The sequence below is a fragment of the Prevotella aff. ruminicola Tc2-24 genome, from assembly GCF_900110895.1.
GTDB lineage: Bacteria > Bacteroidota > Bacteroidia > Bacteroidales > Bacteroidaceae > Prevotella.
The window spans coordinates 265,646-284,405 of record NZ_FOIQ01000002.1 but is presented as its reverse complement, the minus strand read 5'-3'; the positions used below and the strand labels follow the sequence as shown (position 1 = coordinate 284,405).

Annotated in this window: 18 protein-coding genes; 8 read left to right on the top strand and 10 right to left on the bottom strand. The window is 48.0% G+C overall.

What is annotated here, in order from left to right:
• The first annotated feature begins 86 nt into the window (after positions 1–86).
• From hemE to BMY63_RS05490, 4 genes are read left to right on the top strand one after another with little or no spacing between them, the layout of a single operon-like run.
• Positions 87–1,106 (top strand): uroporphyrinogen decarboxylase, encoded by a 1,020-nt coding sequence (gene hemE, locus BMY63_RS05505; protein ID WP_091915446.1) that lies wholly within the window; start codon positions 87–89, stop codon positions 1,104–1,106.
• A 25-nt stretch (positions 1,107–1,131) separates the two neighbouring features.
• Positions 1,132–3,222: a TonB-dependent receptor gene (locus BMY63_RS05500; protein WP_091915248.1), complete on the top strand. Its 2,091-nt coding sequence runs from the start codon at positions 1,132–1,134 to the stop codon at positions 3,220–3,222.
• Between the two features lie 12 nt (positions 3,223–3,234).
• Positions 3,235–4,464: an MFS transporter gene (locus BMY63_RS05495; protein WP_256218949.1), complete on the top strand. Its 1,230-nt coding sequence runs from the start codon at positions 3,235–3,237 to the stop codon at positions 4,462–4,464.
• On the top strand, positions 4,458–5,249 hold the full coding sequence (locus BMY63_RS05490; RefSeq protein ID WP_091900253.1) for a uroporphyrinogen-III synthase: 792 nt from the start codon (positions 4,458–4,460) through the stop codon (positions 5,247–5,249). The genes BMY63_RS05495 and BMY63_RS05490 overlap by 7 nt, the downstream gene beginning before the upstream one ends.
• Here BMY63_RS05490 and BMY63_RS05485 read toward each other — a convergent pair.
• From BMY63_RS05485 to BMY63_RS05460, 6 genes are all read right to left on the bottom strand, one after another.
• Entirely contained in the window at positions 5,235–6,053 is an 819-nt protein-coding gene (locus BMY63_RS05485) for a DUF3108 domain-containing protein (protein WP_371113576.1), read from the bottom strand. The genes BMY63_RS05490 and BMY63_RS05485 overlap by 15 nt on opposite strands.
• Before the next feature lie 5 nt (positions 6,054–6,058).
• Positions 6,059–7,951: an Ig-like domain-containing protein gene (locus BMY63_RS05480; RefSeq protein ID WP_371113575.1), complete on the bottom strand. Its 1,893-nt coding sequence runs from the start codon at positions 7,949–7,951 to the stop codon at positions 6,059–6,061.
• 130 nt (positions 7,952–8,081) lie between these two features.
• Positions 8,082–9,581 carry a GH3 auxin-responsive promoter family protein gene (locus BMY63_RS05475; protein ID WP_091915242.1) on the bottom strand — a complete coding sequence of 500 codons (1,500 nt, stop codon included), beginning with the start codon at positions 9,579–9,581 and terminating at the stop codon, positions 8,082–8,084.
• 261 nt (positions 9,582–9,842) lie between these two features.
• The gene (gene rnc, locus BMY63_RS05470; protein ID WP_091915240.1) at positions 9,843–10,925 is read right to left on the bottom strand and encodes a ribonuclease III; all 1,083 of its coding nucleotides are present in this window, start codon (positions 10,923–10,925) and stop codon (positions 9,843–9,845) included.
• A gap of 61 nt (positions 10,926–10,986) precedes the next feature.
• Positions 10,987–12,249 (bottom strand): beta-ketoacyl-ACP synthase II, encoded by a 1,263-nt coding sequence (gene fabF / locus BMY63_RS05465; protein WP_091900258.1) that lies wholly within the window; start codon positions 12,247–12,249, stop codon positions 10,987–10,989.
• Between the two features lie 92 nt (positions 12,250–12,341).
• Complete coding sequence (locus BMY63_RS05460; protein ID WP_013065488.1) at positions 12,342–12,578, bottom strand: acyl carrier protein; 237 nt, start codon at positions 12,576–12,578, stop codon at positions 12,342–12,344.
• Between the two features lie 283 nt (positions 12,579–12,861).
• Here BMY63_RS05460 and BMY63_RS05455 point away from each other — a divergent pair, with 283 nt between their 5' ends.
• Genes BMY63_RS05455 through rd form a run of 3 tightly spaced genes read left to right on the top strand, consistent with a single transcriptional unit; the run spans position 12,862 to position 14,696 of the window.
• Positions 12,862–13,467 carry a DUF4254 domain-containing protein gene (locus BMY63_RS05455; protein ID WP_091900259.1) on the top strand — a complete coding sequence of 202 codons (606 nt, stop codon included), beginning with the start codon at positions 12,862–12,864 and terminating at the stop codon, positions 13,465–13,467.
• Between the two features lie 5 nt (positions 13,468–13,472).
• The gene (locus BMY63_RS05450; protein ID WP_091915442.1) at positions 13,473–14,525 is read left to right on the top strand and encodes a glycosyltransferase family 9 protein; all 1,053 of its coding nucleotides are present in this window, start codon (positions 13,473–13,475) and stop codon (positions 14,523–14,525) included.
• Positions 14,526–14,531: 6 nt separating this feature from the next.
• Complete coding sequence (rd, locus tag BMY63_RS05445) at positions 14,532–14,696, top strand: rubredoxin (protein ID WP_255397464.1); 165 nt, start codon at positions 14,532–14,534, stop codon at positions 14,694–14,696.
• Between the two features lie 52 nt (positions 14,697–14,748).
• On the opposite strand, the gene BMY63_RS05440 is transcribed toward rd, so the two are convergent.
• The 4 genes from BMY63_RS05440 to BMY63_RS05425 all read right to left on the bottom strand — a co-directional run bounded on the left by BMY63_RS05440 (position 14,749) and on the right by BMY63_RS05425 (position 17,356).
• The gene (locus tag BMY63_RS05440) at positions 14,749–15,630 is read right to left on the bottom strand and encodes a hypothetical protein (RefSeq protein ID WP_143065725.1); all 882 of its coding nucleotides are present in this window, start codon (positions 15,628–15,630) and stop codon (positions 14,749–14,751) included.
• 15 nt (positions 15,631–15,645) lie between these two features.
• Positions 15,646–16,074, bottom strand: coding sequence for a DUF6108 family protein (locus tag BMY63_RS05435; RefSeq protein ID WP_091900263.1), 429 nt, complete (start codon positions 16,072–16,074; stop codon positions 15,646–15,648).
• Between the two features lie 4 nt (positions 16,075–16,078).
• A complete protein-coding gene (locus BMY63_RS05430) occupies positions 16,079–16,756 on the bottom strand; it encodes an RNA polymerase sigma factor (protein WP_091915238.1) in 678 nt (225 codons plus the stop codon).
• 69 nt (positions 16,757–16,825) lie between these two features.
• On the bottom strand, positions 16,826–17,356 hold the full coding sequence (locus tag BMY63_RS05425; protein WP_091915236.1) for an RNA methyltransferase: 531 nt from the start codon (positions 17,354–17,356) through the stop codon (positions 16,826–16,828).
• A gap of 413 nt (positions 17,357–17,769) precedes the next feature.
• Here BMY63_RS05425 and nadA point away from each other — a divergent pair, with 413 nt between their 5' ends.
• Positions 17,770–18,747 carry a quinolinate synthase NadA gene (nadA, locus tag BMY63_RS05420; RefSeq protein WP_091915234.1) on the top strand — a complete coding sequence of 326 codons (978 nt, stop codon included), beginning with the start codon at positions 17,770–17,772 and terminating at the stop codon, positions 18,745–18,747.
• Positions 18,748–18,760: the final 13 nt, after the last annotated feature.

Here is an 18,760-nt window from a genome sequence, read left to right as displayed (position 1 = left end):
AGGGATTGCGTGATTTGCAGAAATGCGTTATCTTTGCACCCCAAAACAGCCATGCTGTGTTGTGTAGCACAAGAAAACGCGAGTATATGTATAGTAATCCCTTCTTAGCGGTTATCAATCATCAACCCGCCTGTCGCCCTCCTGTATGGATGATGCGCCAGGCTGGTCGTGTGCTTCCCCGCTATCGCGCCCTTACCAAGGCCACACCCTTCCGTTCCATTATGGCCGACGCCAAGCTGGCGGCTGAGGTGACACTTATGCCTATCGACGATATGGGCATGGATGCCGCCATCCTGTTCAGCGACATTCTGGTCATCCCGGAGGCCTTGGGTGTCCAGGTAGAATGGAACGGTAACGGCCCTGCCTTCCCGCGACCGCTACTGGGAGTGGCACAGCCCGCTTCGGAACTCCGTTTCGATGCCAGCCACCTCACTCATGTGGCCGACACTCTTGACGAGATACAACGCCAGAAAAGCAACGACACTCCTGTGATCGGCTTTTGTGGTGGACCACTCACCTGTCTCTGTTATATGCTTGGCGGGCGCGACGGCAGTCTGCAGTTCACTGAGGTGGTGCGCTACTTATATACGCACCGCGAAGAGACACTACAACTGCTCGAAGCCATCACCAGTGCCTCGGAAGCCTATGTGCATCTGCAGGCTGAGCATGGCATTGATGCCTTCCAGATTTTCGAGTCATTTGCTGGTGTGATATCGGCCGAACTATATGGCACGATGGTCCTACCCTTTGTGCGTCGTATCACTGCAGCAGCCCGCCAGCACGGTCTGCCTGTGATCTTCTTCCCCAAGGGCTTCGGGACAGGTCTTCAGATGCTTTCCAAGAGCGACTGCGACTTCGTGAGTATCGACTGGCAGACGCCTATCACGGTAGCCCGCCGTCTGGTGGATTGCGCCCTGGGCCTGCAGGGAAATATGGATCCACGGATCCTGTTCGCACCACAGACGGTCATTAGGCAGCACCTGGAAGGTTATGCCGACTTCTTCCGCGAAAATCCCGACTGGATCTTCAATCTGGGGCATGGTCTTCACAAGGACACCCCTCTTGATAACGTGCGATTCGTCACTGAGTGGTTAAAACGGATTTAATACTTCAATTATATTTTTTCTTTTTATGTTTTTAGGATTATTACTTTCATCACTAATGGCCATCGAAGGGCCAGAGATTGCACCAGCCGACACAAACACAGCACGATCGTATGCACTCGACGAGGTAGTGGTATGCGCATTCAAATCAGGCAAATACGACCTGGTACCCGTATCACGCACAGCCCTATCGGCTCGTCAACTCAGCAACCAACAGATTACAGGACTGAAAGAGCTGACAGCCGTCATACCGAATTTCTATATGCCCGACTATGGCTCCAGAGCCAGTTGTCCGGTATTTGTAAGAGGTGTCGGTAACAAGTCGGATGGTACAGGCATCGGATTCTACATAGACGGCATGCCTTTCTATGAGCCCCTTTCATTTGATTGCGATCTGGGTGATGTTGCCTCTGTAGAGGTGTTGCGTGGTCCTCAGGGCACGCTTTACGGACGTAACGCTATTGGTGGTATTATCAATATCAGCACTCGCAACCCTCTGGAGTATCAAAATACCCGTGTGCGCCTAGGTTACGGACGCTATAACGACCTGCGCACCCAGATTTCTAATTATACCAAGTTGTCTAATCAGTTCGGCCTCACCTTCGGAGCCCTGTATCATCATAACGACGGCGCTTTCCGCAACAGCTATCTCGACAAGAAGGTGGATAAGATGAATGAGACCGAAGAGCGCATCGGGCTGTACTACCAGCCCTCTGACGCCTGGCTGGTACGCCTGACGAGCCATTTCTCCTATAGCGACCAAGGCGGCTACCCCTATGCGCCAGTGGATGTGGAGACCAACACGCTCCAACCCATCAGCTATAACCGTTTCAGCTCGTTCCGCCGACTGATCAGTACCAACGGTTTGGGAATCACCTACACTGGGGCTGCTGTCAGCTTTAACAGTCAAACCTCATTCCAGTATATCGAGTCTAAGCAGGCTATCGACCAGGATTTTACGACTGTAGACAAGTCGTTTGTAGAGAATGCCCGTCACCAGAACATGGTATCACAGGAACTGACACTCAAATCGAATAGTGATAGCCGTTACCAATGGGTGATTGGCGCCTTTGGCATGATGGAGCATGTGAATCGTACGGTTGATAACCTCTCTCCCTCAACCCCCTCGATCAGTCATACCGACTACTGCGTGCCGACCTGTTCGCTGGCTCTATACCACCAGAGCACCTACAATATCTGGCAAGGTCTTTCTGCCACGGCCGGCATCCGTTTCGACTACGAGCATGCTAAGACTAAGTACGACAACAAGAAGGTAACAGGCCTTCCTGTCGGCGATATTTCGTTGGTAGACCTCAGTCAGCCATCGGCTACGAGCGAGTCTTTCAAAAGCAGCAAGGATTTTACGCAGGTAACGCCAAAGTTCACCTTGCAATATCATACCACAGAGGATAATCTCTACTATGTGTCTGTAACACGTGGCTACAAGCCTGGTGGCTTTAATAAATCGTTCTCTACCGTCGACCAGCGTTCGTATGATCCTGAGTATAGCTGGAACTACGAGGTGGGCGCCAGCGTCAACCTGCTGAACAACCTGCTTACCATGAGTGCCGACCTGTTCTATATCGACTGGCGCCGCATGCAGATTACCTCTACCATTGCTGGAGTAGGCAATATCACCACCAACGCTGGTCATACCGACAGCAAGGGAGCTGAGCTGAACATCGTGGCGCGCCCTGTAAAAGGGTTGCAGTTCACAGCTAACTACGGCTATACCTACGCCCGTTTCCTCTCTTATGAGAAAAGCAAGACGGTGAGTTACACCAACAACCGCCTGCCACTGGTGCCCAACCACACGCTCAGTCTTGATGCTAACTACACCATCAACCCTACCGGTTGGCTGGATCGCGTGATGTTCAACGTGGGTCTCCGCGGTTTGGGTCGTATCTACTGGGCAGAGGACAATCTGGTCAGTCAGGACTTCTATACGCTGCTCAACGCCAAGGTGGCTCTCACCAAAGGCATTGTCACCTGGGAGATGTGGGGTAAGAACCTCACCAATACCGATTATATGGCCTACGGCTTCAAGTCGTCATCAGGCAACTACGCCCAGGCCGGTAGACCTCTCATGTTTGGAACAACGATTGAATTGAATTTCTAACCTCATCACGATATGACAACAACCAATAGTAGCGTCGACAATGTGCGCCGATTGAACCTCGCCACGTTCTTCTGTCTATACATAGCGCAGTTCATTCCATCCACGTTTATCACGACAGCTATGCAAGTCAGCATGCGCCAGGCCAACTTCGGCTTGGCCACTATTGGCTTACTACATCTGGTGCATATCCCTTGGCTCATCAAGTTTCTGTGGGCACCCATGGTCGACCGTCAGTGTTCCAATCTTTCCAACTACCGGCGCTTCATCCTGCTCATGGAGTCGGTCTATGCCCTGTCAATCATCAGTATTGGTTTCCTGGATATCTCTGCCGATATCTATTTCATCTTCGTGCTGGTATTTCTCTCCATGTTTGCCTCGGCCACACAGGATATCGCCACCGACGGACTTGCCGTGCGCGCCTTTGGCAAAGGCGATCACAGTGCGGTGAACAGCATGCAGTCGATGGGACGATATGCCGGTGCCTTCTTGGGTAGCGGTATCTTCATCGTGATGCTTGACCATTTTGGCTGGCATGTAGTGTTCCCTTTGCTGGGACTGGTCGCCTGGTTCATGGTGGTACCTTTACAGTTTAATAAAAAGATTCACATCGAACCCCGTTCGCCCAAACAAAGGGCTAAGCTCATGGACTTTGTGTGGTTCTTCTCCCGCAAGGATATCATCCCTCATGTGGTGTTCCTCCTGCTCTACTTTATGGGTATCATCGGCATCATCGCTAACGTACGACCTTATATGGTCGACCTCGGCTATAACATGAAGGAGATAGGAGTGTGGTTTGGTATGGTGGGTACAGCCACCTCGTTTGTCATGGCTTGGGTGGGTCATGTGCTCATCCGCCGCATCGGCATGTATCGTGCCCGTCTGATGGTAGCTATGCTGATCGTTGTCGCTCCAATATATTTCCTGCTGCTCACGTTCATATCGCCCACATTACCCATGTTAGTAGGCGGCTTGCTGCTCGTCAAGACCTGTCATGCCTTTGCTTCCATCGTGGTCTATACCTGTGCCATGGACTGTGTGCGCGAAGGACGTGAGGGAACGGATTTCACTATTCAGGTCGTGGTGGTACATTTCAGTTCTACGCTCATCTCTCTTATCTCTGGAGGTGTAGGAGAATGGCTTGACTATCGCGGTCTTTATCTCATCGAACTGGCCATCGCCCTCATCAGTCTGGTCTATGTTGTCAGGGTATTCAAACCGAATCAGCTATTGGCACGATGGTAAAACGTATCCTCTTTACTGCGCCTGTTACCTATCAAGACCGCTTACGTGAGGCTCTTGACAAGGCACAGCCATGCAGCCTGAATGCGTTGTTTAGGCCACTTGTCAACACGTCGCTGCTGACCACAGACAACTCTTTCACATCGTTCTGTGCGAAAGCGTCGGCATATGATGATATTATCTGTTCGAGTATCATGGCAGTCAATGCGCTCGCCGCTTCGGGGCTTGAACGTTCCATGATAGACGGAAAGGTTATCGCTATCGGTAATGATCAGAAAGCTGTCAGGGATCTTCTTGGAGTGACGGTCGCCATGCCTGATGCCGAACCTAGCATGATGGGTATCGTCGAGGCCTTGAAAGGTCTGCCCTCGCTGTCGCAAAGACACATCGCCGTACTGCTACCGCAGTTCGTCGGACTGCCCGTCCCTTCCACCATCACCCGCTTCCTGGATGCACTCAGTCTGACGGGAGCCGCAATCTCTCATGTGTATTGCTACCGCACCGCAGCCATGGAAAAGAGCCGTTTTGAAGAAATGACCGATACCCTTCGTCAGGAACACATTGATGCCATCGCCGTCACCAGTGGAGGCGAGGCTTATGTACTCTCTCAGATTCTCGCTTTTGCTGCTTCACAGGGCCATCCTGTCAAGGTGCCAGTCTACTCGTTTGGTCCTTATACCACGTGCTGTGCCCAAGAAGCATCTCTACACGTGACAGGCACCTCGCCCCGACATCACTGCTTCTCCGACTTCATAGCCTATCTCGAAAAGGCATTACCTGATCTTTGAGGTCATGGCACTGCGGACGCCCTTATAGCCTTTCAGATAGGCCTTGGCTGTTCCGAAACTCAGGAACATGTCGAGGCGTACTGGTATATGATTCTGATCATCGGTAATATAGAAACGTATCAGTTCATGGGTCTTACCGTCCTCTCGCTCATAGAACGAGAAGACCAGACAACGGAACTTCTCCTTCGACTCACTCATCTTGAAGTTCTCTTTACCACGGAACTCCAGCCATGAGTTACTCAGACTATGGGCATCGCTGATGGGCATCGGAATCGTACCGCCCTTCTTCAGCTTCGAGGCATCGAAGTTTCTGGCACGGAGGAAGATCGACATCATGTCGAAGATACAGTTCTTATACTCCGATGTCTTCCATTCATGATCACCATGACGATTGATACGATGTTTCTTCAGACGGCAGTTGCCATTGGGATAGCTGTACCATATCTCGTCAACGTAATAGCGGTCGCCCTCGCGTGCGCCTTTCCGGAAATAAAGCGGCGAGAGATCAGGATTACAATAGGATATCAGCGTATCGCGCATCGTGAAGTACTTGTCGAGTTTGTTGTTGCCCCGAGTAATGAGATACGACTTCCATGCATCCTTCCCCTCAAACTTCGTGAGTCGAGTATCCATCGAGGCGGAGCCCACCTTCATCCAGATGAACTTCCAGTTGAAGTACAGATCATAGGTGAGCGACTCGCCCGACTTAAAGGCCGTGTTCTCTATGCCACACTGGGCGAGACAGTTGACAGCCGACAGCTGACAGCCGATCGCGAAGAGTAACAACAAAAGTATTCTTTTCATCATGCTTAGTCCTCCAGTTTTATGTTCTTTTCCTTGTTGTAGGTGATGCCCAGCTTCTTGGCGCGCTCAGCATTCCTGTTCTTCTGTTTCTGCTTTGTGTCGCCCTTCTGTTTTGTGATGTTCAAAGGCTTCTGGCGATAGAGCGGTGTGGCACTGATGTTCCAGCTCTGGGTGACATCCCACTTCGCCTTACACTCTATCTCACGCGAATAATAATAGACTGCCTCGGGCTGAATGTCGGCATCATAATCGCCCGTATCCCACAGTCCATTACCATTGTTGTCGACGAAAGCACAGACATAGTACTTATTCGGTGTGACATAGTCAAAATGTGCCGAGCCTTTCGTGGCAAGCACCTCCTTCACCTTCACACCTGAGCTGCTGAGCAGCTGTACCCTGAGTGGCAGCGAGTCGGCAATGCCGCTGATGTTGAGAGTCAGCGTACTATAGGCATCCAGATCCTTAATCTTCAGTCCCTCCTTATAGGCTTCAGACACCTGTCCGTAGATATCCTCGAAGGCCGCGGAGTCGACCTCCAGACTATATTCCGTGCCTGGTCGCCATTCGGCGAGGATCTCGAACTGCCGTAACGAGTGCTCCACAGGTCGGAACACACAACGGGCCTCATACCAGAGGCTGTCGATCTTTGAGTACAGGTGGACAGCGGCTGTGTCGTAGCGCACCAACGGTGTAGGCATCTCGACAGTCACCCGCTGGTCGGGATCCATCGATGAGGATGCGTTATACTGCGGCTCCAAGTGTTTGACGGGATAGATAGAGTCGTAGGGCTCCTCACGTCTCTTCTTCCGTTCCTGTTCCTTCTGCCACTTCTCCAGTTCCTTGGCAAACTCCTTCTGTCGTTTCTCGTACGACACCTTTGCCAGAGCGTCGAGCGTGTCAGTCTGACTGACGAGCGCACCCAGTGAGTCGGTCACCATATAGGTAACCTCCATACGGAGCGTATCCTGATTGATGAGCACCGAGTCGCGCAGCCAATAGTGGATAGTATCCTGCTTCTCATTGGCTTCGATGACAAAAGCACTGTCGGCCTCGAAGTTCAGTCCCTTGATGACTGGCAGGTCGGGGTGCCCATAACTGAAGAACATACTGATCTTATTGGCATCCTTACGCTCAGTCTTCACCAGATAACGGTCTGTCTGTATCTGGGTAAACGCCAACAGGGTGATATCGTCAGGCAGGAAATGCGTGTAAGGCACCTGTCGCAGTTGGTCGATATGAAGGGAGTCGCGCCACACGGTGTCGATACGAACATCAGGCTTCGACCCCGGCTCAAATGTCTGATGACTATAAGCGATCATCTCGCCCTTCTGTCCAAAGAGGAAGTCACCGTCGGCATCCTGCAGGGCGTAGGCACGATAGGTGCCTGGCGCCACACCCTTCACCACGAAACGGCCATGACTGTCAGTTCGCGACACGCGGATCATCGGCTTGGTCTTAAAGGCCGAGTCGGCCAGATCGTCATACAGGCCAACGAGAATGCCCTTGACAGGCTCAAGGTCACTGGCATCGAGCACATAGCCCGACACCTCGAAGGTGTCGATCCGCTCGCCCGTCGAGAAGCTGTAAGTATAATTTCCCATCGGGTTGCCCTCGTTATTATCGCTGATAGCATCGCTGAAGTCGATGGTATAAGTGGTGTTCTCCTTGAGCGAGTCTTTCAGCTCCACCACGATCTTCTTGCCAGCGGCCTTAATCTCCGGCATCTCCAGTTGTGGCGGAGAGACGATCACCTTGTTGGTGGCATCCTCCAGTTTGATGAACTCATCGAAGAGGATGGTGATCTTCTGGCTCGACACGTTCACCGAACGGTCGGCAGGAGTGCTGCCAACCACCTTCGGCGGTTCGTCGTCATACCAACCACCATCAGGCTGTCCCATCCTGGCACAGCCCATGAAGAGCAAAAAGGCAAAAAGGCAGAAAGGCAAAAACTGTTTGTTACCTTTGCACCTTTCAACGATTGTTCTGAATATACCCTTCATGTATCTATCTCTTTTCTTTCTTACCTTCCTACTTCTGTAATGCCAACAACTGCTCCATCGTATCACGCGAGTTACTCAAGCGCGGCACCTTATGCTGCCCACCCAGTTTTCCGCGCAACTTCAGCCAGTCGTTGAAGAGTCCCTGACGGGCCTCAACAATCTCCAGATGCTGGAGCGTGATGTCCTTATATCGCTTCGCCTCATAGTCGCTGTTGATCTCCTGCAGACGACGGTCGAGCAAAGCAGCAAACTGCTGCACATCGGCTGGCCGCTTAGAGAACTCGATAAGCCACTGATGGCGGCACTTCGCGTTAGCATCCATGAACACAGGCGCTGCCGTATACTCCAACACCTCGGCACCAGTCTGCTCACAAGCATAGGCCAGTCCCTGCTCAGCATTGTCGACGATCAACTCCTCGCCGAAGGCATTGATGAAATGCTTCGTTCGACCGCTGATGATGAACTTATAGGGATTAGTCGAGGTGAACTGGATGGTATCGCCGATCTCATAGCGCCAAAGGCCGCACGAGGTGCTGATCACCATCGCATAGTTCTTACCCGTCTCCACCTCCCAGAGGGGGATGGGCTGTCTGTTCTCCGAATCCATAGGGATGAACTCATAGAACACCCCGTAGTCGAGCATCAGCAGCATCGACTTGTCCGTCGGATCGTCCTGTATACCGAAGAAACCCTCACTGGCGTTATAGGTCTCCATATAGTGCATGTTCGGCGAGGTGATCAGCCGCTTGTACTGCTCACGGTAAGGTGTGAAGGCCACACCACCGTGGAAGAACACCTCGATGTTCGGCCATACCTCCTCAAGGTGCGTCTTACCCGTGATCTCCATCATTCGAGTGAGCATCGAGAGCATCCATGAGGGTACGCCACTGATGTTCGTCACATTCTTCGTCATCGCCTCACGGGCGATGCGGTCGCGTTTCACCTCGAAGTCGCTGAGCAGTGCCGTCGACTTCTTAGGCACCCGCACCAAGTTGGCCAGCGGATTGATGTTCTCGATGAGGATAGCACTGAGGTCGCCCACCAGCGAACCAGGCAGGTTATAGTTGGGCGCATGACTGCCGCCGAGTATCAAAGCCCGTCCGTCGAAGAGTCTCGACTTAGGGTTGTTACGCAGGTAGATGGCCACGGAGTCGAAGCCGCCAGCATAGTGTATGTCATGAAGACCGTCCTGAGTGACGGGGATGAACTTCGACTTGTCGTTGGTGGTACCCGACGACTTCGCATACCATTTCGTTCGGCCTGGCCAGAGGATATCCGTCTCGCCCTGTCGCATCCGGTCGATGTCGCCTTTGAGCTCCTCGTAGGTGTTCACAGGCACACAACCCACATAGTCATCATAGCCCTTGATGCTGTCGAAAGCATGATTCCGACCGTATTCTGTATCCTTGGCTTTCTGTATCAGATGCTCCAGCACCGCTCGCTGTAGTGCCTCTCCCCCGTTCTGGTGCTTCTCCAATGCATGCTGACGGGGTACGAAAACTTTTCCTATAATCTGAGTCAGACTCATCTTTAATGCGCAATTTTGCTTGCAAAATTAGTTAAAAGCATTGTAACGGGGGAATATTTTTCGTTATTTTTGTATAATAAAGGTCTTAAAGCCACAGAACAGACCTCTCATCTTTAGTATCTCTTTCTGTTACAGATTGACCGTTTTTTTAGTCTGCTAGGGCTTGGGAGTTTCCCCGGAGGAAAGTCAGGGTTTCCTCCGGGGAAACTCCCACTTTCCTCCGAGGAAACCTAGAGCATGCATCAAGCATGGAAGAATCTGCTACATTTCTTCGAAGGCGGCAGCCTCGGCCTCAGCGATGATATCCTCACGCGACTTCTCCTTATGGGAGATGTCAGAGAGGTCATAATCGACCAGATCGCTCCGTTCTGCGAAGAACTTCTCGTCAGTATCCTCTGCCGATGCTGTCTGGGCATCAGTCTTCGGAGTCTTCTCCTTACGGACACGCTTAGGGGCTGTCTCTGTCGACTCTGTTGCCGCGGGCGTCTCCTCCTTAGGCTGCTCGATGATGAAGTTCTGCTCCTGCTCCGTATCCGGCACAGCTACGGCAGGTTCTTCCTCCATCTTCGTACGCTCGGTCTTAGCGGCGAAGATCGCATCGACAAACTGCGGTTCGCGCTTCAGGCGCTGTAACGTCTCCTTCGATGCCAACTGCTGGGCCTCCTTCTTCGAGAAGCCTGTGCCTTTCTCTCCTTCGACACCCTCGAGCACCACCTGGAAGCTGAAGACTGGACTACCGTTGTCATCCTTCTTCTGCTTCAGCATCTTGTATTCCAGACGGACTCGGTTTTTCTGGGACCACTCCAACAGCTTAGACTTGAAGTTGACCTCCTTGAAAGCGACCTTGTCGATATTGATATACTTGCCAAGCACACGGTTCTTCCAGAACCACATGCAAGCATCATATCCTCTGTCGAGATAGACGGCGCCCACCAGTGCCTCAAGGGCATTCCCTTCGACATAGCTGTTGTGCGAGGTGGAATGACCTGCCGACAAAAGCAGATTACCCAGTCCCATCTCTGTGGCCAACTTCCCCAGTGTCTCGCGACTGACAAGCTTTGAGCGGGTGTTGGTGAGGAATCCCTCACGCTTCCCTTCGTAGTGCTGATAGACAACATCGCCCACGACTGCATCAAGGATGGCGTCGCCCAGGAACTCCAGTCGTTCGTTGTTTAAGGGTTTACCCTTCGCATTGCGACGATGAACACTCTTGTGCATCAACGCCTGCTTGTAATAAGCAATGTCGTGAGGATAGAAACCCAGTATCGCATAAAGAGAAGAAAAAAGCTCCTTCTCCTTACGGAAAGGGAGCTTCAATCTATCAATGATATTATTAAGCCTCATATTTGCTTACAGCGAATTTACTATCGTTCGAAAAATGCAAGTGTATTTGCATTCTGCTCACTTAATCTGTAAATTTCTTGAATACCACACATGCATTATGACCACCGAAACCGAAGGTGTTGCTCAATCCGGCACGCACCTCACGCTTCTGAGCCTTATTGAATGTGAAATTCAGATTATAGTCGATCTCTGGATCCTCATCACCAGCCTCATGGTTGATGGTGGGAGGAACGATATCGTTCTGCACAGCCAATACGGTGACCATAGCCTCAACGGCTCCGGCAGCACCAAGCAGGTGACCAGTCATCGACTTCGTAGATGAAATATTCAGTTTGAAGGCTGCGTCGCCAAATACCTCCTTGATGGCCTTGGCCTCAGAGATATCACCCACATGGGTAGACGTGCCGTGAACATTGATATAATCGATATCCTCAGGCTTCAACTGTGCATCATCAAGAGCGTTCTGCATCACCAGCTTTGCACCGAGACCCTCGGGATGAGAGGCGGTGATGTGATGAGCATCGGCACTCATACCTGCACCGATCATCTCGGCATAGATCTTCGCACCGCGAGCCTTGGCGTGCTCCAGTTCCTCAAGAATCAGACAACCTGCACCCTCGGCCATGATGAAGCCATCGCGGCTGGCGCTAAACGGACGACTGGCTTTCTCGGGCTCGTCGTTACGAGTAGAAAGAGCGTGCATGGCATTGAAACCTCCTACGCCTGTGGCGCAGATAGCGGCCTCGGCTCCTCCGGCAACAATTGCGTTTGCCTTGCCCAGACGAATCAAGTTGAAGGCATCAGCCAATGCGTTCGAAGAAGAAGCACAGGCAGAAGCCGTGATATAGTTTGGACCATGGAAGCCATACATGATGGAGATCTGTCCGGCTGCGATATCGGCAATCATCTTCGGAATGAAGAACGGATTGAACTTAGGACCATCGGCCTCGTGTACACCATAGTACTTTACCTCTTCCTCGAAGGTCTTAATTCCACCAATACCGACACCAAAGACCACACCGATACGGTTCTTGTCTTCAGCTTCCAGATCCATCTTGCAATCCTCTACAGCCTGCTTGGCAGCAATCAGGGCCAGCTGCGTGTAGCGGTCCATCTTACGAGCCTCCTTACGGTCGATATAATCGTTTACATTGAGGTTCTTCACCTCACAAGCAAACTTTGTCTTAAACTGTGTTGTATCGAAACTTGTAATAGGTGCGGCTCCACTCACTCCGTTGAGCAGGTTCTTCCACATCTCATCAGGAGTGTTGCCGACTGGCGTAACTGCGCCAAGACCTGTTACAACTACTCTTTTTAATTCCATTTCTATAAAATTAAAAATTGAAGAATTGAAGAAAAGCGCTTGAAGCGTGAACTTCAATGAATGAATTCTTCAATTCTTCAATTCTAAAATATTTATTTTGCGTTCTCCTCGATATAAGCGATAGCGTCACCTACAGTGCCGATCTTCTCTGCCTTGTCATCGGGAATAGAAATACCGAACTCCTTCTCGAACTCCATGATCAGCTCAACGGTATCCAGTGAGTCTGCGCCCAGATCGTTTGTGAAGCTAGCCTCAGCCTTTACTTCTGCCTCATCAACACCGAGTTTGTCTACGATAATCGCTTTTACTTTGCTTTCAATTTCTGACATAATTTTTAAACTTTAAAATGTTAATAATGAATTTGCTATCTTGAAGTAATTACCGGCTTTTCGCCGAAATCGGGTGCAAAGTAACACATTTTCTTTCACTTACGCAAACTTTTTTAAGAAAAACTGACTTCTTTTTGCACAGAAATAGGGTGTTTGTGCAAAAAATAACTCTTATTTCTTTGTTTTTATGAGATAATACCAAAATAATATATGAAATTCCACTATTTTGGTTGGCTAATTCAAAAAGTTTATGTAGTTTTGCGGAATAAAAGCAAATAAAACCATGTCATTTACAAAACAAGCAAACCAGATTTTTAATCGGGCGATAAACGATTATCACCTTACTGATGACGTGAATACGCCTATCAGAAACCCTTATCAGAAAGATAGTATTGAGCATAGTCTTTATTTAAAATGCTGGATAGATACCGTACAGTGGCACTATGAGGATATCATCCGAGATCCGCATATCGACCCTGTCGAGGCACTTGCCTTGAAACGCCGTATCGACAGAAGCAATCAGGATCGTACAGACCTTGTCGAAGAGATTGACTCATACTTCCGCCAGTTGTATAGCGGAGTGGAAGTGTTACCTGATGCCCGTCTCAACACGGAGAGTCCTGCCTGGGCGGTAGACCGTCTGAGCATCCTGGCTCTTAAAATCTACCACATGAAGGAGCAGGTGGAGCGCAAGGATGCTGAACCAGAACATATCGCAAAATGCCAAGCTAAACTCGACGTGCTGTTAGAACAGCAGAAGGACCTCTCTCTGGCCATTGACCAGTTATTGGAGGATATCGAGGCTGGTCGTAAGTATATGAAGGTGTACCGCCAGATGAAGATGTATAACGACCCTGCTACCAACCCTATTCTGTATAACCAGAAATAGTGCTGATGAAAAAAGAGCATATCCTTGTCATCCGATTCTCCGCATTGGGCGATGTTGCTATGGCCGTACCTGTGGTATGGGCCCTGGCCACTCAATATCCAGACATTAGGATTACCGTGCTGAGCAAAGGATTTGCCAGAACCCTATTTGAGGATCTGGCCCCCAACGTCAATTTCATGGAGGCCGACCTTAAAAAGGAGTATCACGGGGTGAAAGGACTCAATGCGCTCTACCGCAGACTGGTGGCCAAGCAGTTTACCAAGGTGGCCGATTTGCACAACGTGCTACGTTCCGAATACCTCAGGATGCGCTTTAATCTGGGAAGGTATCGTGTGGAACATGTCAACAAACACCGTCACCAGCGCAGGCAGCTGACCTCTTATAAACACAAGGTGAAAAAGCCGCTGCCCTCGTCGTTCGAGAATTATGCAGAAGTGTTTGCGCGTCTTGGCTATCCTGTCGACATTAAGAAGTTCCATTCCATCTTTCCGAAAGAAGGAGGAAACCAAAACCTGTTGCCTGCTGCTATTGGACCGAGGAAAAGTTTCGAGCAATGGATAGGTATTGCTCCTTTTGCCGCGCATGAAGGAAAGGTTTACCCTCCTCGACTGATGGAACAAGTGATCTTCCAACTGATACAGAAACACCCCAATATACGCATCTTTTTCTTTGGGAAAGGAGAGCAGGAAGACAAGTACTTTCAGTTATGGTGTGCACAGTATCGGCAGTGCTTGTATGTGAGTAAGCACTGTGAGACCATGTATCAGGAACTTATACTGATGAGTCATCTTGATGCCATGATCTCCATGGATTCTGCCAATATGCACTTAGCATCGTTGACAGGCATCCCTGTCGTCAGCATCTGGGGTGCCACCCACCCGATGGCTGGATTCTTAGGTTTCAACAACAACAAAGACAATATCATCCAGCTCGACTTGGATTGTCGCCCCTGCAGTATATTCGGCAATAAGCCCTGCCAGCGCGGTGATTATGCCTGTTTACAAAACATTCCGCCCGAGCGGATAGTAGAGCGGATTCAGTCTATTATTAATAACTAAACTATTATGCTTATGAAGTACGTTTGTGAAGTATGCGGTTACGTCTATGACCCCGCTGTAGGTGATCCTGATAGTGGTATTGAGCCAGGAACAGCCTTTGAAGACATTCCAGATGATTGGGTATGTCCCATCTGTGGCGTTGGCAAGGATGAGTTCAAGCCTGAAGAATAAATAAAAAAGGTGGCATGATTACTGCCACCTTTTTTCACATTATTATATTACATTAGAAAATAAAACCGAACGAAAGCGGTTGGAAATTGCTATGATCGGCAAAATCAGAATTTAAAATACTCATTGGACTATACTTGCAATAGATAGTCGGCAGGCTTCGAATATTCATTGAAGCCATGATGTCGACAGTGAAAGGACGTTGATGTATATGTTTGACTGTCTCTTTTCTCTTCTGTCCATCAGCATCTCTATATTTGTTCTTGATGCTGCCATAAAGGTTGAGGTTGAAAACCGTTCCCAAGGAGAATGAACAGTGCTTGTTGAAACGATAGTTCCACATCAGAGGAAACTGGAGACTAAAGATCTTAATGCGTGAGAAATCCGGCTCACAGCCTTCGGGATAGCTAGCCAGACCCACAACTCCATTATTTCCTTTCTCAAAATGAGAAAATCCCGTCATCCGATAATTACGCCAGTCTAATCCTATTCCGAAAGAATAGCCGTTGTGCTTTCCCTTTCCGTAGATTTTCCATTGGAGTATTGTCCAAAACAATTCCCACGAACTTCCTGTCGAGATAGAAAGACGATTATCACCATCAATGGCTACACACTGACCTACACCCAGATGTGAAAAGGCAGTCTTCACCTCATAAGGGTATTCATCTGTAAAATTATCCTTGCCCAGTCCCACATTGAAAATACCCCAATCTCTGTTGATGGTTGTTTCACTTACATAGTTGGAGTCGACCAGTTGGATACTGTTCTCATAAGTGTATCTATCATTATCTTCCTTTCCATAGACCTTGATCTTCTGAATAGAATCACCTGTGATAATAGACACTCTCTGAGGTTTAAGAATTGTCAATGTGTCGTTTTCCTGAGCGTTGGCTGCGTACGGCATTACCAACAACAATAGAAACAATAACTTTTTCATATCCATTTTCCTTTTTTATTTTAATATATTCTTTAAATTATCGAGTGAAGAGAGCGAACCTTCCATATAGACGACTGTTATCTCTGAGTTCAGACGTTTATAACACAGATATCGGTTCTTACCATTCTCTTTGGGTAGTTGCAGCATAATCGTCTCCAACGAGTGATTTTTCTGACTCTGGCTGTTGATACTATGCTGCTGGTCTTGTTCGACAAGATTTCTGATGCGGCGGATATCTTTTACATCCATCAAATCAAAACGAACACTACGGAAAAAACTTAGCTGATACTTAGTCAGTGACTTTCCTTTTACGCGAGTCTCTATCATCCGCTCCTGAGGAATGATTTTTCCCTCAAAAAGCAGTGAGACACTTAGTCCGCTTTGAGCCTGTGCTGTTATGACAGCCGCTAGCCACATGATAAAAATAAATACTTTCCGTTTCATATTCTTACTCACTAAATAGTTCAATTAACTGGTTCTCTATCTCGTCCTGAGGATTATTCTCTGTAATCTCTCCTATAGTCCGTTTCATCTCCTGCATAACAACTGTCTTGTCTGTGTATTTCTTACCATATACATAAGCCACAAACTCCTCTTGTTGCTCTTGTTTCAAACAATAGACAGTAAGCACTGAAACTGCTGTTATCAGGCAAGCTGCCGCCATTACCGCGATAAGTTTTCTGCGAACAGCCATACGAGCGCGACTTAGTGTCTTGCGTACAGCTACCTCAGTCGAACCCAATACCATAGCTATCTCACTCATCTGCATCCCCTCTAAGTGACGCATCTTGAGAATAGTACGCTGAGTGGAAGGTAACGTATCGATAATTTGCAACATCTGCTCTATCTGTTCACCATCATCGCTGATATCCTCTTTTTCCTGCAACTTAGCAATATCTATGGCAGGATGCTTTCTGCGCAGATAGTCAATACAGAGATTATGTGTTACAACGGCAGCCAAACCATTAATAGGAGGATTAATCTTCTCATGCATCAGCCAGAGCTTCAACATGGCGTCTTGTACGATATCTTCCACCTCATCGGCATTGCTTAGATATTTTCTTGCTGTGCCGACCAATTGGTTTCTTAGAGATTCTGCTCCGTTTTTAAACGCTTCTGGTGTCATTCTTTCGTACTGCTTTTATCCTATTTACGCTGAACATGCCTAATTGTGACACCAAAAACAAGAAAAAAATTAAAAAAGAAGTTGTTTTGCGAAATGCCAGATGATGATACCTGCTGTTACAGATACATTCATAGAGTGTTTCGTGCCGAATTGTGGAATTTCCAGACAACCGTCAGAGGCGTCAACTACTTCTTGATGAACACCTTTCACCTCATTGCCAAGAACGACAGCATATTTCTTTCCATGCAAGGGCTCAAAGGTTTGAAGTTTTGTAGATCCATGTGCTTGTTCAATAGAATAGATATCATAGCCTTCCTTCTTTAATTCATCTATAGCCTCAAGAGTGTTCTTAAAATATTTCCAGCGAACACTATCCTCTGCTCCTAAAGCCGTTTTATGAATTTCTGTATGAGGAGGTGTCGAAGTAATACCACATAAGTAAACAGCTTCTATACGGAAGGCATCACCTGTACGAAAAACACTTCCGACATTGTACATAGATCGCACGTCGTCAAGAACCACTACCAGTGGTAGTTTTTCTGCCTCCTTAAACTGTTCCACAGAAAGGCGTTCTATCTCTATCGTTCTAAGCTTTTTCATTTCAGCAACAAAATTACAACTTAGAAACCAAAGTACCAAATTTTATGTGGAAAACCTGTGGATAAGTCTGTGGAAAACGTAGTGCATAAATATAATGGTATTCTAAGGAGACTATAGAAAGGCGTATATCCACACGTTTATTCTTTAGTTTTTCTAAAGATTTCCACGTAAATTTGCATAAAAAAGATATAAACTTATTATATTTGCACCGAAATTGAAGATTGTGGATAAAATACTTTATGTGCTCATTATCAAAATGAAAGAATTAACAAACAGTATGGATAACGTATGATTACAATAGTATAACTTTTCCTCCAAACAAATACAAGAAAAGTTTTCAAGTAATAAACGGCATATCATACTATTCATTTCATTTTTTAAAAAGAATAAAAAAGAAAAAATATAATATTGTGATGTTGAAAACAGAAAGGCAACAGGTAGGTGAGCTTTGCTCGGGGATGGATTTAAAGGCAGAGATCCGTAAGATGTGTAAGGAGAAAGATGCTATTATTCTTGCACACTATTATACAATAGGTGATATTCAAGATATCGCAGATTTTGTTGGCGACTCATTAGCTTTAGCTCGAAAGGCTGCAGAGACAGATGCGAAGATGATGGTCATGTGTGGCGTGCACTTTATGGCTGAGACCTGTAAATTGCTTTCTCCAGATAAAATAGTATTATGTCCAGATCTAAATGCAGGTTGCTCTTTAGCTGATTCCTGTAAGGCAGAAGACTTGAAGAAATTCAAAGATGAGCATCCTGGTTATCAGGTCATCTCTTATGTTAATACAACGGCAGCCGTCAAAGCATTGACAGATGTGGTTGTTACCAGTGGTAATGCCAAGAAGGTAGTCGATCAGTTACCAAAAGATGCTAAATTGATTTTTGGTCCTGATTATAATCTTGGAAATTATATCAATGAGGTGACTGGTCGTAATATGCTATTATGGAATGGTGGTTGTCATGTGCATGAACGTTTCTCTGTTTCTAAAATACTCGAGTTAAAGGAAGAATATCCTGATGCTGTGGTGATGGCTCATTTAGAATGCAAGGCTCCAGTATTAGCTATAGCAGATGTGAAGGGTTCGACTGCAACGATGCTTAGCTATGCTCAGCAGAGTGATAAGAGACAGTTTATAGTAGCTACAGAAGCCGGTATTTTACATGAGATGCAGCGAACTTGTCCTGATAGACTATTTATACCTGTGCCACCAGAAATCAGCGAGAGCGGCTTAGAATGCAGTTGTAACGAGTGTCAGTATATGAAGATGAATACGCTTGAGAAAGTGTATGCTTGTTTGAAGAATGAGAGTCCGCAGATAAAGATCGATCCAAAGATAGCAAAGAAAGCCGTCAAGCCTATCGAACGTATGCTTGAACTGAGTTAAAGTTAGCAGTTAT